Origin of the sequence: Plantibacter sp. MCCC 1A11337, assembly GCF_013349365.1 — a bacterium.
Classification (GTDB): Bacteria; Actinomycetota; Actinomycetes; order Actinomycetales; family Microbacteriaceae; genus Plantibacter; species Plantibacter flavus_A.
The window spans coordinates 298,954-313,928 of the sequence record NZ_JABJWX010000003.1; the positions used below are offsets into that span (position 1 = coordinate 298,954).

Genomic DNA, 14,975 nt, shown 5'->3' on the forward strand with positions numbered 1-14,975 from the left:
ATGACGCCCAGTGATGCAGCATCCGACCCGCAGATCGCCGCACTCCAGGCTGCCGCCGCCCAAGCCCAGGCCGAGCTCGAAGCCGCCCAGGCGCAGGCGGCACTCGCCGCAGCCAAAGTGAAGGCGGCCGAGGCTGCAGCGGCGCTCGCCGGGGCCGGGATCACCGCGTCGGGCGGGGCCACGGTGGCGGCGGGCTCCGGTTCCGCGAGTGATGCGGCGGCCGCCGAGGCCCCAGCCGATGTCCGGGCGGACATTCCGACCGACGACGCGGTCGGTGGCGACGCCAGCAGCACCGCGCCCGGCACCGATGACCTCAGCGCCGACACCATCGGCCCGGGACCGCTCGGCCTCGACGACGTGCTGAAGATCCGCGATGGCTACGTCGTGCACGGCCCGGCGCTCGAGATGGGCGCACTGGTCAACGGGGAACCGGTGCCCGGGGTCCAGGTCCGCATCCCGCTCAGCGTCATGAACCGGCACGGGCTCGTCGCCGGCGCCACCGGAACCGGGAAGACCCGCACGCTCCAGGGCCTCGTCGAGCAGCTCTCGGCCGCCGGCGTCCCCGTGTTCGCCGCTGACATCAAAGGTGACCTCTCGGGCATCGCGACCCCGGGGGAGTCGAACGAGAAGCTCCTCGACCGCACCCACGGCATCGGCCAGGACTGGACGCCGGCCGCCACGCCGACGGAGTACTTCGCGCTCGGCGGCGTCGGCAAGGGCGTCCCGATCCGCGCCACCATCGCCGCTTTCGGCCCGCTGCTGTTGAGCAAGGTCCTCGGTCTCAACGCCACGCAGGAGTCCAGCCTCGGTCTCGTCTTCCACTACGCCGATCAAGCGGGTCTGCCGCTCCTCGACCTGAGCGACCTGCGCGCGGTCCTCACCTACCTCGCGAGCGACGACGGCAAGGGCGAACTGCAGGAGCTCGGCGGGCTGTCGGGCGCCACCGTCGGGGTGATCCTGCGGGAGCTCATCACCTTCGCCGACCAGGGCGCCGACGTCTTCTTCGGCGAACCCGAGATCGACACCGCCGACTTCATCCGCCTCGATCCGACCGGCAAGGGCATCGTCAGTCTGCTCGAGGTGCCGGGCGTCCAGAATCAGCCGGCCCTCTACTCGACGTTCCTCATGTGGTTGCTCGCCGACCTCTTCAACACCCTCCCCGAGGTGGGCGACCCCGAGAAGCCGAAGCTCGTGTTCTTCTTCGACGAGGCGCACCTGCTGTTCCGCGACGCGTCGAAGGACTTCCTCGCGCAGATCACGCAGACGGTCCGGCTCATCCGGTCCAAGGGTGTCGGCATCTTCTTCGTCACCCAGACGCCGAAGGACGTCCCGGGCGAGGTGCTCGCGCAGCTCGGGTCGCGCGTGCAGCACGCCCTCCGTGCGTTCACCCCGGACGACGCGAAGGCGCTCAAGGCGACCGTGTCGACCTACCCGACCTCCGGCTACGAGCTCGGCGAGGTCCTCACCTCGCTCGGTACGGGTGAGGCGGTCGTCACCGTGATGAACGAGAAGGGGGCGCCGTCGCCGGTCGCGTGGACGAGACTGCGGGCGCCGCAGGGACTCATGTCGCCCAGTGCCGACACGTCGATCGACGCGGCGATCGCGGCGTCACCGCTGCTCGCGCGGTACGGGACGCCCGTCGACCGTGAGTCGGCGAGGGAGATCCTGACCGCGAAGCTCGAGGAGGCCAACCAGGCCGCGCTCGCCGCCGAGGCCGAACTCGAGCGGCAGCGCATCGCGGCGGAACTCGCGAAGCAGCAGGCCGCCGCCGACAAGGCCCAGGCTGCGGCGCAGAAGAGGGCCGACGCCGAGTACGAACGGTTGCTCCGGAAGACCGCCGGCACGACCCGCCGGACGTCGACGAGGTCGTCGTCGACGTCGTCGAAGAGTCCGCTCGAGGAGATCCTCGGGTCGAAGGCGACGCGGTCGATCCTCACCGGGGTCGTCGAGGGCATCTTCGGGACGCGTCGCCGCCGCTGAGCTGCGGCTCCGTCTGTTCATCGACGCCCAGGTCTCTGAGCGGTGTCCCGGTCCGGAGCGGTGTCTCGCCCCGGGAGCGGTGTCCCGGTCCCGGAGTGGTGTCCTGGTGCTGCGAGCGGTGTCCTGTCCCTGAGCGGTGTCCTGGTCCTGCGAGCGGTGTCCTGTCCCTGAGCGGTGTCCTGGTCCCTGAGCGGTATCCCAGTTCCCGAGCGGTCTTCCGGTCCCGTGAGCGACTACCTCTCGTCTCGGAGCGGCCTTCCGATCCCCGGAGCGGTTCTCCGATCCCGGAGCGGACTTCCGGTCCCCGGAGCGGACTTCCGGTCCCCGGAGCGGACTTCCGGTCCCCGGAGCGGTTCTCCGGTCCCTGAGCTTGTCGAAGGGCCTAGCGGAGGCCGTCCTCGGCGAGGCGACCGATCTCGATGATGGCGCGGGCGTCGTCGAGCAGCCCGTCCTGCAGCGACCACACGGCGGACAGTGCGGAGCGCGCGGCCACCCACTCGAGCAGGACGGTTCGCGGCAGGCCGAGCGATCGACGCACGACGTCCACCCGCTCGGCGAACAGCCGTGGGTTCCGCGCCGTCGCTGGATCGGGGTTGCTGAACAGCGCGGTGGCGTCGAAGGCGCGGTGGCCCACGATGCCCTTGGGGTCGATCGCCCGCCAGTCGCCGGGTGCGAACTCGAGCACATTCATGTGGTGGAGGTCGCCGTGGAGCACGACGACGTCGGCAGGCGTCGTGGTGTCGAGTAGTCGACCGGCAAGCTCCCGCCCACGCTCGAGGAACGCCGCGCTCGCCGGATCGCCGAGGAGGGCGCCCACGGCGGATGCATCGTTTGAGAGCAGCTCGCGGAACCACCGGCGGAGCGTCGGGAGCTCGGCGATGACGCCACCGGCATCGATCTGCGCCGGGGTGGGGATCGCCGCGTGCAAAGTGTCGAGCACGGAGCAGAGGATCGCGACGGCTCCGAGGTCGTCACCTGCGCGGGTCAGCGAGGCGAGATCTCGGCCGCCGGTCGCGCGTTCCAGGACGATCGCGTGGTCATCGCCCGCGAACACCGCTGCACACCCGGCGCCGCCCCACGCCGCGAGCAGCTGACCGCCGAGCGCCTCCTCCTCGACGAGTGGCACCTTGAGCATCGCCGGTCGTCCGTGATGTGTCACGGGGAGCAACCGGCTCGACGGCGTCACGATGAGCTCGCCGTCGGGCACGAGCCGCCACTGCTCGACGGCCGCTTCGATGCCTCCTGGTCGCCATGTCACGGGACTCAGCCTAGGCAACCCGATCGGACCCGGTGCCTGGGTCGCGCCTCGGGCGGTCCCTGGGGCGGTCGCTGGGTCGCGCCTCGATCGCCGCCTCGATCGCCGCCTCGATCGGTCCCTGAGCTTGTCGAAGGGCACACGAAGGAACGTCGCCCTTCGACAGGCTCAGGGACCGGGGAGGGTGTGCCTCAGGGGTCGGGAGGGTGTGCCTCAGGGGTCGGGGAGGGTGGGCCTCAGGGGTCGGGGAGGGTGGGCCTTAGGGACCGGGAAGGTGGGGCTCAGGACCGGCGAGGATGGGGCTCCGGCACCGGGGAACGCCGGTTAGGCTGGCGCGGTGACCGAGATCCGCGCGTACCGACCGTCCGACCGCGCCGCCGTGGCGGCGATCTGCACCCGAACGGGCGACTCGGGGGCGGACGCGACCGGGCAGTTCAGCACGGACGACCTCCTGCCCGACATCTATGCCTTGCCCTACGTCGAGCACGAGCCCGAGTTGGCGCTGCTCGTCGACGCCGGCTCGGGTCCGATCGGGTACATCCTGGGCACCGCGGACACGACCGCCTTCGACCGCTGGTTCATCGAGCGCTGGTGGCCGACCGTCGAAGGCAAGTACGCGGCGGCCGCGGCCTCCGGTGCCGCCTCGGAGGGGGAGCGCGGCATCGTCCGATCCGCGACCGATCGCGGCGGGCTGGCCCCGGAGCTCCTCGCGCAGTATCCGGCCCACCTGCACATCGACCTGCTGCCGGAGACGCAGGGGATGGGTGTCGGCAGACGGCTCATCGACGCGTTCTGCGGGCTCCTCGCGGAGCGCGGCGTCCCGGGTGTGCACCTCGGCGTCGGCGTCTCGAACACCGGTGCGCAGCAGTTCTACCAGCGGACGGGCTTCACCCGGGTCGAGGGCGGTCCCGGGGCCCACTGGTACGCGAAGACATTCTGACTCGAGCTGCATCCCGCCCGAGCCGGATGCCGGGTGGTGCGACGACGCCCTCGCGCTCCGTCGCGGTAGCCGGGCCAGGCCGACTCAGCGACAGCAGTTCGGCTAGAGCAGTTCGGCGCGCGCCCAGCGCAGGCGCTCGAGCGGGGTGAGGAGGTCGGGGTGGTCCTCGCGGAGATCGTCGAGCGAGACCGGCTGGCGAGGTCGCTCCACCGGGCCGTCGTAGGCGGCGACGACGGCCGCGATGCTGTCCGTGCTCCATCGGTTGCTGCGCATGCGGAGGAGCGGTCGGTTCTCGGCGTCGCAGACGAAGAACTGCGAGCTCGCGTGCAGACCCCGACCACGGAATTCGAAGAGCAGACTGCGGCCGATCGCTTCCCGTGGAACGAACCGCTGCCGCCCGACGATGGGCTGCTCGACGAACCCGTCGTGCCGCACGACGATGCGTTGGCGACGGGAGAGGGCGGCGACGCCGAGCAGGACGACCATGCCGATGATGCCGAGCGTGATGACCCACGTGCGTTCGACACTCGGGGCCGGGCCGACGAGCCAGAGCGAGACGCCCCAGACGGGGAGGACGACGATGGCGGCGCTCAGGACGGCGCTCCAGAGCACGCGAGGATGCGGTCTGACCGTCACCGGTTCATCACCCCGTTGCACCACGCACTCACCCCCGCGGACCATCGTGGCCTGCTTTCAGTGGGCGGACAATCCGCCATCTGGGGGACAAGTAGGACGAATGCCCCACTCTTCGACGTGGTCCGCCCGGTTGCCCCGGAACACTTGACTTCTCGCTCCCGCGATGTGCAATATATTGCATGCCCGCTCCCGCTCAAGCCAACCCGCATCGCCGAGCGCTCCTCCGCGACGACGTCTACCAGTCGCTGCGCAATGCGATCGTCGACGGGACCTTCACTCCGGGCGAGAAGCTCGTCGACACCGAACTCGAACGCTGGCTCGGCGTGAGCCGCACGCCCATCCGCGAGGCCGTCCTGCGTCTCGCCCGGAGCGGGCTCGTCATCGCGAAACCCGGACGGTCGACCGTCGTCGCCCCACTCGACAGCCGGGCGACGTTGCAGGCACAGGCGGTCGCCGCCGCCATGCACGAACTCGCCGTCCGTGAGGCGGTACCGCACCTGAGTTCGGCCGACCTCGACCGCATGCGCGCGGCGAACCGTGACTTCGCAGCCGCCCTCCAGCGTGACGATGCCGAGGCCGCGCTCGCGGCCGACGACGCCTTCCACGCCGTGGCCGTGGACGTCGCCGGGAATCCGTTCATCCGTGATGCGCTCGAGGCGGTCACCCCGCTGCTGCGACGGATCGAACGGTTGCGGTTCTCCTCGGTCGCGGCACGTGGGTCGATCGCGCAGCACGACGCCGTCATCGAGCGCTGTGCGGAGGGGGACGTCGACGCGGCGGCCGCCCTTGTCCGAGGCAACTGGACGACCCTCGCCGACCTCGTCCTCGCCCACCTCGACGAGGACTGAGCAGCGCCCACCACCCGACCCGTTCCCCGACATCCCGCCGCACCACCGAGACCCAGGAGCCACCACATGTCCCTCAGCGACTTCGCCCGCTACCCCCTCACCTTCGGACCGAGTCCCGTCCACGAACTCAACCGCCTCACCGCCCACCTCGGCGGCGCGACCATCTGGGCCAAGCGCGAGGACGTCAACAGCGGTCTCGCCTACGGCGGCAACAAGACCCGCAAGCTGGAGTACCTCATCCCCGATGCGATCGCGCAGGGTGCCGACACGCTCGTGTCGATCGGCGGCTACCAGTCCAACCACACGCGTCAGGTCGCGGCGGTCGCGGCGAAGCTCGGGATGCAGGCGGTGCTCGTGCAGGAGAACTGGGTGGACTGGCCCGACTCCGTAAACGACCGGGTCGGCAACATCATGCTGTCGCGGATCATGGGTGCCGAGGTCCGTCTCGATCCCGCGGGCTTCGGCATCGGCTTCAAGTCGAGCTGGGAGCGCGCCCTCGACCACGTGCGCGAACGCGGCGGCACCCCGTACGCGATCCCGGCCGGTGCGTCGGACCACCGGCTCGGTGGTCTCGGCTTCGCGAACTGGGCCGCCGAGGTCGAACAGCAGGAGCGTGAACTCGGGGTGTTCTTCGACACGATCGTCGTCTGCAGCGTCACCGGGTCCACGCACGCCGGTATGATCGCCGGGTTCGCCGGGCAGGACCGACCGCGCCGGGTGATCGGCATCGACGCGTCGGCGAAGATCCAGGAGACCCGCGACCAGGTCGCACGTATCGCCCGCAACACGGCGGAGCTCATCGGCCTCGAACGCGAGCTCCGCGATGACGAGATCACGGTGTTGGAAGGATGGGCCGGCGACCTCTACGGGATCCCGGTCGAGTCGACGATGGAGGCGATCCGCCTGACCGGTCGGCTCGAGGGCGTCATCATCGACCCGGTCTACGAGGGGAAGTCGATGGCGGGCCTCATCGACCTCGTGACGAGTGGTGACATCCCGGCGTCCAGCAACGTCCTCTACGCGCACCTCGGTGGGCAGCCGGCGATCAACGCCTACAGCGCCCTCTTCCGCGACTGAGCCGGTGCCCGCACCTCGCCCGAGCGGGGTGCCGGCGCGGTGCGCTGAGCCGAGGTGCCGGAAACCGGTGCCAGCGCGGTGCGCTGATGCGAACCCGGGGGAATCGGCGTGAGCGCGGGTCAGGCGAACGAGCGCGCCCCTCTGGAGACCCACGCTCACGTCCATGACCCGCGCTCGCGTCAGCGCACCGCGCTGGCATCCGTCCGGAGACCCGCGCTCGCGGCAGCGCACCGCGCTGACGCACTACCAGGGTCGATGGTCGCGGTCCAGGGTCGGGCGGCGGCGCGTGGCGGTGCAAGACTTGGACCTCCACGACGCGAGGAGGTCGCATGCGCGCACCGATGGAACCCCGACACCAGACGCGGATCGCATGATCCGTCTGCAGTCGACCGCCTGGCCTTCCAGCGGCACCTCCCTCGATCTCGGCGCCGTGCACGACGCGGCGACGGGATCGTTGGCGAGCATCGAGTCGCGCCTGGCGTTCACCTCCACAGCCGTGCGACTCGTCGGCCCGCTCGAACAGCACACCGCCGGGCGCGTCTTCGCGGGACTCGGCGCGATCGCCGCGGTCGACGTCACGCTCGCACGCGTCGTCGAACCGCACCTCGACGCGCTCGCCATCCTGCATCAGGCCGACCTCGAACCGCCGACCGTCTCCACCTGGGGCGTCTTCGCGGCCGAAGCACCCGGGCTGCGTCTCGACGCGACCCTGGTCGACGACGCCTGGCAGCTGACCGGCACCAAGCCGTGGTGCTCCCTCGCCTCCCGCCTGAGCGACGCCCTCGTCACCGCCCACACCGCGCCGGGCGAGCGGCGGCTGTTCGCCGTCGCACTCACCGATCCAGGGGTCACGACCGACGACAGCGTGTGGCTCGCCCGCGGACTGCCGCTCGTCCCGAGTGGCCCGGTCGGCTTCGACGGGGTCCCCGCGTCCCCGGTCGGCGACGACGGGTGGTACCTGCGACGTCCCGGCTTCTCCTGGGGCGGGATCGGCGTCGCCGCCTGCTGGTGGGGCGGCGCGATCACGCTCGTCGACCGCCTGCTCGCCGCGGCACGCACACGACCCGACGCCGACCTCCTCCTGCGCACGCTCGGCGCCGCGGCCGTCGACCTCTCGATCGCCGAGCAGGCGATCGCCGACGCGGCCCAGGCCATCGAACACGGCCACGCCGACGACACGGCCGGCCCGCGCCTCGCCCAGCGCGTGCGGTCGACGGTCCGCGGTCGGGTCGACGCCATCCGCGCCGGGGTGCTCGGAGCACTCGGCCCCGGCCCGCTCACCTCCGAACCCGCCTACCTCGCCCGTATGTCCGACCTCGAGCTCTACGTCCAGCAGGACCACGGCGACCGCGACCTCGCGCGCTACGGCCGCATGCTGGTGGAGGCCGACTGATGCCCGCGTTCGACCACCGCGACCCCGGCACGTCGGCAGCCGCCTGGGCGACCCGCTTGCACGAGCTCGACCTGCCCGTCTGGGACGGCTGGCGGCACGCCACCGGCGTCGTCGTCCTGTCACCGCACCCCGACGACGAGTCGCTCGGAGCCGGCGGGATCATCGCGGCCGCCGCGGCCGCCGGGATCCCGGTCGATGTCCTCCTCGTGACCCTCGGCGAGGGATCGCACCCCGACTCGCCGACCACCACCCCCGAGGAACTCGCCCCGCGCCGGGAGGCCGAGTTCATCGATGCCGTCGGTCGTCTCCACCCGACGGTCGGGTACGACGTCCTGCACATACCGGACGGCGGCCTCGACGCCGAACGCGCGCGCATCGCGGAGCGACTGCGTGCAGCCGTCGCCACCGCCGGATCGCGACCGCTCATCGTCGCCCCTTGGCGCGGCGACGGGCACCGCGACCACCGGATCGCGGGCGAACTCGCCACGGCCCTCGCGACCGAGCTCGACCTCGCGCTCGCGGAGTTCCCCATCTGGCTCTGGCACTGGGCCGACACCGACGACGCGACCCTGCCGTGGGCCGAGGCGCGGATCGTCCCGCTCGACGCCGCGGCGCACGGGGCGAAGATCGCCGCGATGGACGCCTACCCCTCGCAGACGGAGCCGCTCTCGGATGCGCCGGGCGATGAGGCGATCGTCGACCACCACCACCTGCAGCACTACGCACGGCGGTTCGAGGTGCTGTTCCCGAACGGGCGTGCACTGGACCTCGACCCCGACAGCGAGCCGGATGCGGGTGCGGCGGCGGTCACCGACCCCGCCGCCACCGTCACCGCGACGGACACCGTCGTGACTGCCGACACCACCTCGCGCTCGAAGGAGTCGTTCGAGGACCACTACCGCGACCACCCCGACGGCTGGGACTTCGGGTCCTGGTACGAGGAGCGCAAACGTCGGGTCCTGCTCGCCGCCCTGCCGCGCCAGCGCTACGGGTCGGTGCTCGAACTCGGCTGCGCAACGGGTGTCCTGACGGAGCGGCTCGCGGACCGCAGCGACGACGTGCTCGGTGTCGACATCGCCGAGGCGCCCCTCGAGATCGCCCGTCGACGGGTGCCCGCTGCCCGGTTCGAACGGGGGACGCTCCCGGACGACTGGCCGAGCGGTGCCTTCGACCTCGTGGTGATGTCTGAGGTCGGCTACTACCTGTCGGCGACCGACCTCGATCGGGTCATCGACCACCTCCTCGGCTCGCTCACGCCCGGCGGGAGCATCGTCGCGTGTCACTGGCGGCACCCCGACGACCACGCCACGACCTCGGCCGAGTTCGTCCATCGCCGGTTGCTCGAACGCTGGCCCGGCCGTCGGTCGATCCAGCACGTCGAGGACGACTTCCTGCTCGACGTCCTCGTGCCCGCCGACGAGGCGAGCGTCGCCACGGTGGACGGTCTGACCGGCTGATGCTGCGACGGATCGATGCCGTCGTGCCCGCGCACGACGAGGAGGAGCTGATCGGGGCATGCCTCGACGCGCTGCTCGTCGCGCGTGCCGCCGTGCTTCGTCTTCGTCCCGAGCTGCAGGTGGGGATCGTCGTGGTGCTCGACGACTGCCGCGACGACACGGCGCGGATCGTCCGCGAGCGGTTGGCGGGCTTCGATCCCGAGGAGGCGGTCACTGTCGTCGTCGACGAGCGCAGTGTCGGGGCGGCCCGGCGGGCCGGTGTCGCGGCCGCTGTGCGATCGGGTGCTGCCGGATCGGGTGCTGCAGAGGTCTCAGAACGTTGGATCGCCAACACCGACGCCGACTCGCGCGTTCCGGAGGACTGGTTCTCCGTGCACGCCCGTGCCTTCGACGACGGTGTCGACGTCCTCCTCGGGACCGTCCGGCCCGACTTCACGGACTTCTCTGAGCGCGACGTGGAGCGCTGGACGGAGACCCACCCGCCCGGACATCTGCCGGGCAACGTGCATGGGGCCAACCTGGGTGTCCGTGCCGATCGGCTCGACGAACTCGGCGGCTTCCGTGAGCTGGCCGAGCACGAGGACGTCGATCTCGTCGAGCGCGCCCGCGCGGCGGATCTGAGGGTCGTGCCGACGCCGGATGCACCCGTCGAGACCTCGGGTCGGCGACGCGGCCGCACCCCGGGTGGCTACGCCGCGTTCCTCGCCGAGACCTACCCGCGATCCTGACGATCCTGCGCGTCTGAACCCCCGGCCCGCGTCGACCGGTCCTATCCGCGCGTCTGTGGATCGACGATGACCTCGGTGACCTCGCCGAGGTCGAGCACCGGGTACCGGGAGACGGCCCCGACCTTCTCCTCGCTCGCCAGGACGTAGACGTCGGTGCTGCGCTCGGCGAGGGCGCGCTTCGTCGCGGCGTCGCCGAGGTCGCCGGTGGTGAGGCCGTGTTCGGGATGGAAGCCCGTGACGCCGAGGAAGCAGGCATCGGCGCTCAGGTGACGGATGGCTTCAGCGGCGAGAGCGCCGCCCGCGACCATGGAGTGACGTCCGAGTTCGCCCCCGATCATGATGACGCGCGCCGGCGAGTGCTCCGCCACGGCGAGGGCGACCGCCGGGCTCGGGGTGATGACGGTGAGGGTGGGGTCGTCCGGGAGGAGTCGCGCGAGGGCGAGCGCGGTGGTGCCGGCGTCGATGATGACGGTGCTGCCTGGTCGGATCCGCTCGGCGGCGATGCGGGCGACGCGCTCCTTGCTCGCCGTCCCGAGGGACAGTCGATCTTGGAACGAGCGGTCGGCCGCGGGGACCGGGAGTGCGCCGCCGTAGACGCGGACGCAGAGGCCGGCTTCGGCCAGCTCGCGGAGGTCTCGGCGGATCGAGTCCTCGGAGAGTCCGAGCGCAGCGGCGGCGTCCTTCGCGACGATCCGCCCGTCGCGGTCGAGGAGGTCGAGCAGGTGCGATCGGCGTTGGGCGCTCAACATACGTGCTCCTTCATGATGTTGCACGATCGTGCACGGTTAACGCTACAGTGCTGGACATGACGACGCCACTCCTCATCCTCATCGCCGGCCCCTACCGTTCCGGGACCGGCGGTGATCCCGACGCCATCGCCGGCAACCTGGAACGACTCGAAGCCGCTGCAGCGCCCATCTACGCGCTCGGTCACGTCCCGATGATCGGGGAGTGGGTCGCGCTGCCGATCCTGCGTGGCATCGACACCGCGTCGGGCGACGGTGACGTCATGTACGAGACGGCGAGGCGGCTGCTCCAGCACTGCGACGCCGTGCTCCGGTTGCCGGGGGAGTCGTCCGGCGCCGACACCGACGTCGCCATCGCCCGTGAGCGCGGGATCCCCGTGTACACCGACCTCTCGGAGATTCCGGCGCTCGAGGGCTGAGGTCGCTTGCCCGCGGAGCCCCCGTGCTCCGGCTAGGCTGACGCGCGTGCTCGACGACCTCAGGATCCGCCGCTACCGCGACACCGATGCGCGGGCGACCAGGTCGATCTTCGAACGCGCGGTGCGGGTGACCGCAGCCGCCCACTACACGGCCGAGCAACTCGCCGCATGGGTGCCGGACGAACCGGCAGGCGCCGTGCTGGACGACTGGGCCGACCGACGTGCCGCGGTGACGACGTGGGTGGCCGAGCTCGACGACGCGGTGGTCGGTTTCACCGATCTGGACGTCGATATCGGCTACCTCGACATGCTGTTCGTCGATCCGGACGCGGGACGACACGGCGTCGGGTCCGCGCTCATCCGTCAGGTGATCGACGAAGCCCGGGCGGTGGGGCTCCACGAGGTGACCGTGCAGGCGAGTCGGACGGCGCAGCCGGTGTTCGAGCGCCACGGCTTCGTCGTGGTCCGCGAGCAGCGGGTCGAGCGTCGCGGGGTGCTCATCGAGAACGCGGTGATGCGGATACCCCTGGACGACGCCGCGGGGTGACGCTCCCGAGATGGCCCACGCGCTCGGCGGGGTGTCGCCAGCGCGGTGCGCCGACCCGAGCGCGGTGGTGCGGGTGCCGGCGCGGTGCGCCGACGTGAGATCGCTGCAATCGGCGTGAGCGCGGGTCGTGGACGTCGGCGCGGCCCTCTGGAGACCCGCGCTCACGCGTGTGACCCGCGCTCAGGTCAGCGCACCGCGCTGGCAGCCCGTCAGGCGTCGGCGAGTTGGGCCTCGGCACGCTCCGGGGAACCGGCTGCGAGGCCACGGTCGATGGCGCGTCGCGAGCCGAGCCAGAGCAGGACACCGACCAGGAAGACGATGACCTCCGTGACGGTGAGCGACCAGACGATGCCACCGAGTCCGAACCACAGGTTGCCGAGGAGGACGATCGGGACGAACAACACGCCCTGGGTGACGGCCATGACCGCCGCGGGGAGCGCTCGCCCGGTCGCTTGGAAGAGCGAGGTGATGAGTCCGGTGAACCCGTTGGCGATCATGGCGGTGAGCTGGGCGACGAGGATCGTGACGCCGAGACCGAGGACGGCGGGGTCGGCGATGAACGCGGAGACGATCGGCTCACGCAGGACGAGGACGACGCCGGCGAAGAGGACCGAGATCCCACCGACCGTGAGCGCCGAGGTGCGGAGAGCCGACCGGAGGCGCGCGCCGTCGCCCCTGCCGAACGCGTAGGCGAGCAGCGGGAGCACACCGAAGGTGACGCCCATGACGAGGAACTCGGGCACCTGGGCGATCCGGACCGCGACGCCCATGGCGGCCAGCGGGGCGTCTCCGTAGGCCGCGGCCAGCGTGTTCAACACGAGCGCGGTGACGATGAGGAACCCCGACTGCAGGAGCGTGCTGACCCCGACACCGAGGACCGGCTTGAGGATCGTCGGCGACAGGGTGAACCAGCGCGGTGCCAGGCTGACGTGCTCGCTGTTGCGCTGCAGCCACGCCACGAAGTAGACGAGGACGCCGAGGTTCGCCAGGCCCATCGCGAGCGCCGCACCGGCGACGCCCCAGCCGAACCCGAGGATGAAGACGAGATCGAGGACGAGGTTCGCCACGGCCGACGCGATGAGGGCGATCATCACCTGACGGGCGGCACCCTCGGCCCGCACGAGCTGTTCCAGACAGAACGCGGTCGCCATGACGGGGACGAACGCGAGCATGACGCCGATGAACGCCGAGGTCGCCGGTGCGGTGACTGCGTCCGCCCCGAGCAGCGACACGAGGGGACCGAGGAACACGAGGCCGATCCCGCCCAGGACGGCGCCCGTCAGGAACGCGCCCCAGACGGAGAAGGAGGCGGCCCGTTTGATGTCTCCGGCCTGTGCCGGGTCGTGTTCGGAGGCGCCCAGGAGCCTGGAGATGAGTGCGCCGCCGCCGACGCCGAACAGGTCGCCGATCGCCATGATGAGTCCGAGGATCGGGGCTCCGAGCGTGATCGCGGCGAGCAGGGTGGTGTCGTGCAGCGAGCCGACGACACCCGCGTTGATGAGGTTGTAGACGGCGCTGACGACCAGGGCCGCCGCCATCGGGACGCACAGGTGGATGAGTGCCCGGATGATCGGGGCGGTCGCGAGGTACCAGCGGTTGCTGCCGACCGTGTCGGCGGCGGTCGATGGTGCGGTGTCGGCCGATGGTGCGGTGTCGGTCGAGGCTGTGGTGACGGTCGGTGGCGCGGTGTCCGTCGACGGTGCGGTGCGGCTGGGGAGGGGTGTTCCGGTTGTGGGATCGATGTGGTCTTCGGGGTGCATGGCAGGCTCCGTTTCGGGCAGGTTCCGGGCGCGACGATGAGCGCCGGCGCGGCGAGGATTCGTTGGTGGGGTGGTCGTCCGGCGCGGGCCGAGCGGACGGGCTCAGCAGGCGTCCGGGCGCGACGGACAGCGCCGTCGTGGCGTTCGCGGCCGCCATCGCGTGTGGCGGTCGGCGGATGGCGCGGCGAGTGGTCTCGGCGCGTGGTCGGGGAGCTCGGGTTCCCGAGCGGTGATCAGCGGGTCGGCTGCGGCAGGTGTGCCGTGAGCTTCGTGAGCAGAGCGTGCAGGGTGTCGCGTTCGCTCTGGTCCAACGGGGTGAGGATGCTGTCGTCGGCATCGGCCATCGCGGTCTCGAACCCGGCGATGAGCTCGGTGCCGCGCTGCGTGGCGAAGACCCGCTTGGTGCGGGCGTTCCCCGCTTCGGCGCGTCGTTCCACGAGCGCTCGGCGTTCGAGTCCCTGCAGGAGGCTCGAGACGCTGGCGGCGCTCGTCCGGCTCACCTCGGCGATGTCGCGTTGGATGGAGCCTGGATGCTGGACGAGGTACCCGAGGACGAAGGCCTGCTCGTGCGTGAGTTCGCGAGCGCGGATCCAGTCTTCGCCGGCTTTGCGTTGTGCCCACGCGATCCAGCGGAGCAGTTGGAGTGTGCTGCTGAAATCGGGTGTCTCGTCGTCCATGGTTAGAACACTAACGCTTCGAGTTCTAACTGTCAACCATCGAATGATCGACTTGCTCGGCGCGGTGCGCTGGCGTGAGTTGGGCTGACTCGGCGTCAGCGCGGTGCTCTGACACGAAACCAACGAGTTCGGCGTGGGCGCGGGTCGTATCCCTGAGCGCGCCCCTCCGGAGACCCGCGCTCACGCGTGTGACCCGCGCTCACGCCAGCGCACCGCGCTGGCACCACGGAGATACGTCGCTGGGGAGGCCCGGAAACGCAGAACGCCCCACACGAGGCGGGGCGTTCAGGGTGCAGCTGGCGGAGAATGGGGGATTCGAACCCCCGAGGGCGTTAACCCAACACGCTTTCCAAGCGTGCGCCATAGGCCACTAGGCGAATTCTCCAAGGCAGTTTGTGAAAAACGGCCAGATAGCAGCATACCTGGTTCCCGGACCGCCGCGCGCCACCCGGCCCCGCCGCCGCGCTCCGAGCCCGGCCGAGCCCGGCCGACCACGAACGCGAGCGGTCGAA

14 protein-coding genes and 1 tRNA gene are annotated in these 14,975 nt (G+C 71.1%); 9 read left to right on the plus strand and 6 right to left on the minus strand.

Annotated elements, in window-relative coordinates; all coding sequences use genetic code 11:
- The gene (locus tag HOW07_RS13205) at nucleotides 1-1,980 is read left to right on the plus strand and encodes a helicase HerA-like domain-containing protein (protein ID WP_175117405.1); all 1,980 of its coding nucleotides are present in this window, start codon (nucleotides 1-3) and stop codon (nucleotides 1,978-1,980) included.
- Between the two features lie 382 nt (nucleotides 1,981-2,362).
- Here the strand turns inward: HOW07_RS13205 and HOW07_RS13210 are convergent, their stop codons facing one another.
- Nucleotides 2,363-3,238 carry an aminoglycoside phosphotransferase family protein gene (locus HOW07_RS13210; RefSeq protein ID WP_175117406.1) on the minus strand — a complete coding sequence of 292 codons (876 nt, stop codon included), beginning with the start codon at nucleotides 3,236-3,238 and terminating at the stop codon, nucleotides 2,363-2,365.
- A 334-nt stretch (nucleotides 3,239-3,572) separates the two neighbouring features.
- Here HOW07_RS13210 and HOW07_RS13215 point away from each other — a divergent pair, with 334 nt between their 5' ends.
- Entirely contained in the window at nucleotides 3,573-4,175 is a 603-nt protein-coding gene (locus tag HOW07_RS13215) for a GNAT family N-acetyltransferase (protein ID WP_175117407.1), read from the plus strand.
- Between the two features lie 102 nt (nucleotides 4,176-4,277).
- Here the strand turns inward: HOW07_RS13215 and HOW07_RS13220 are convergent, their stop codons facing one another.
- Entirely contained in the window at nucleotides 4,278-4,811 is a 534-nt protein-coding gene (locus HOW07_RS13220) for a hypothetical protein (RefSeq protein ID WP_175117408.1), read from the minus strand.
- Between the two features lie 179 nt (nucleotides 4,812-4,990).
- On the opposite strand from HOW07_RS13220, the gene HOW07_RS13225 reads away from it, so the two are divergent.
- From HOW07_RS13225 to HOW07_RS13245, 5 genes are all read left to right on the plus strand, one after another.
- Nucleotides 4,991-5,659, plus strand: a complete 669-nt coding sequence (locus HOW07_RS13225; protein ID WP_175117409.1) for a GntR family transcriptional regulator — start codon at nucleotides 4,991-4,993, stop codon at nucleotides 5,657-5,659.
- 66 nt (nucleotides 5,660-5,725) lie between these two features.
- Nucleotides 5,726-6,736: a 1-aminocyclopropane-1-carboxylate deaminase gene (locus HOW07_RS13230; protein ID WP_175117410.1), complete on the plus strand. Its 1,011-nt coding sequence runs from the start codon at nucleotides 5,726-5,728 to the stop codon at nucleotides 6,734-6,736.
- A 370-nt stretch (nucleotides 6,737-7,106) separates the two neighbouring features.
- Nucleotides 7,107-8,129 carry an acyl-CoA dehydrogenase gene (locus tag HOW07_RS13235; protein WP_175117411.1) on the plus strand — a complete coding sequence of 341 codons (1,023 nt, stop codon included), beginning with the start codon at nucleotides 7,107-7,109 and terminating at the stop codon, nucleotides 8,127-8,129.
- Nucleotides 8,129-9,586 (plus strand): bifunctional PIG-L family deacetylase/class I SAM-dependent methyltransferase, encoded by a 1,458-nt coding sequence (locus HOW07_RS13240; protein WP_175117412.1) that lies wholly within the window; start codon nucleotides 8,129-8,131, stop codon nucleotides 9,584-9,586. The genes HOW07_RS13235 and HOW07_RS13240 overlap by 1 nt, the downstream gene beginning before the upstream one ends.
- Nucleotides 9,586-10,314 (plus strand): glycosyltransferase family 2 protein, encoded by a 729-nt coding sequence (locus tag HOW07_RS13245; RefSeq protein ID WP_175117413.1) that lies wholly within the window; start codon nucleotides 9,586-9,588, stop codon nucleotides 10,312-10,314. Before HOW07_RS13240 ends, HOW07_RS13245 begins: the two co-directional genes overlap by 1 nt.
- 41 nt (nucleotides 10,315-10,355) lie before the next feature.
- Here the strand turns inward: HOW07_RS13245 and HOW07_RS13250 are convergent, their stop codons facing one another.
- On the minus strand, nucleotides 10,356-11,063 hold the full coding sequence (locus tag HOW07_RS13250; protein ID WP_175117414.1) for a DeoR/GlpR family DNA-binding transcription regulator: 708 nt from the start codon (nucleotides 11,061-11,063) through the stop codon (nucleotides 10,356-10,358).
- Between the two features lie 56 nt (nucleotides 11,064-11,119).
- On the opposite strand from HOW07_RS13250, the gene HOW07_RS13255 reads away from it, so the two are divergent.
- Complete coding sequence (locus tag HOW07_RS13255; protein ID WP_175117415.1) at nucleotides 11,120-11,479, plus strand: DUF4406 domain-containing protein; 360 nt, start codon at nucleotides 11,120-11,122, stop codon at nucleotides 11,477-11,479.
- 46 nt (nucleotides 11,480-11,525) lie between these two features.
- A complete protein-coding gene (locus tag HOW07_RS13260) occupies nucleotides 11,526-12,026 on the plus strand; it encodes a GNAT family N-acetyltransferase (protein WP_175117416.1) in 501 nt (166 codons plus the stop codon).
- A gap of 209 nt (nucleotides 12,027-12,235) precedes the next feature.
- Here the strand turns inward: HOW07_RS13260 and HOW07_RS13265 are convergent, their stop codons facing one another.
- From HOW07_RS13265 to HOW07_RS13275, 3 genes are all read right to left on the minus strand, one after another.
- On the minus strand, nucleotides 12,236-13,786 hold the full coding sequence (locus HOW07_RS13265; protein ID WP_175117417.1) for an MATE family efflux transporter: 1,551 nt from the start codon (nucleotides 13,784-13,786) through the stop codon (nucleotides 12,236-12,238).
- Between the two features lie 233 nt (nucleotides 13,787-14,019).
- Nucleotides 14,020-14,463, minus strand: coding sequence for a MarR family winged helix-turn-helix transcriptional regulator (locus tag HOW07_RS13270; protein WP_175117418.1), 444 nt, complete (start codon nucleotides 14,461-14,463; stop codon nucleotides 14,020-14,022).
- Nucleotides 14,464-14,760: 297 nt separating this feature from the next.
- A tRNA-Ser gene (locus HOW07_RS13275) sits at nucleotides 14,761-14,848 on the minus strand.
- Between the last annotated feature and the right edge of the window lie 127 nt (nucleotides 14,849-14,975).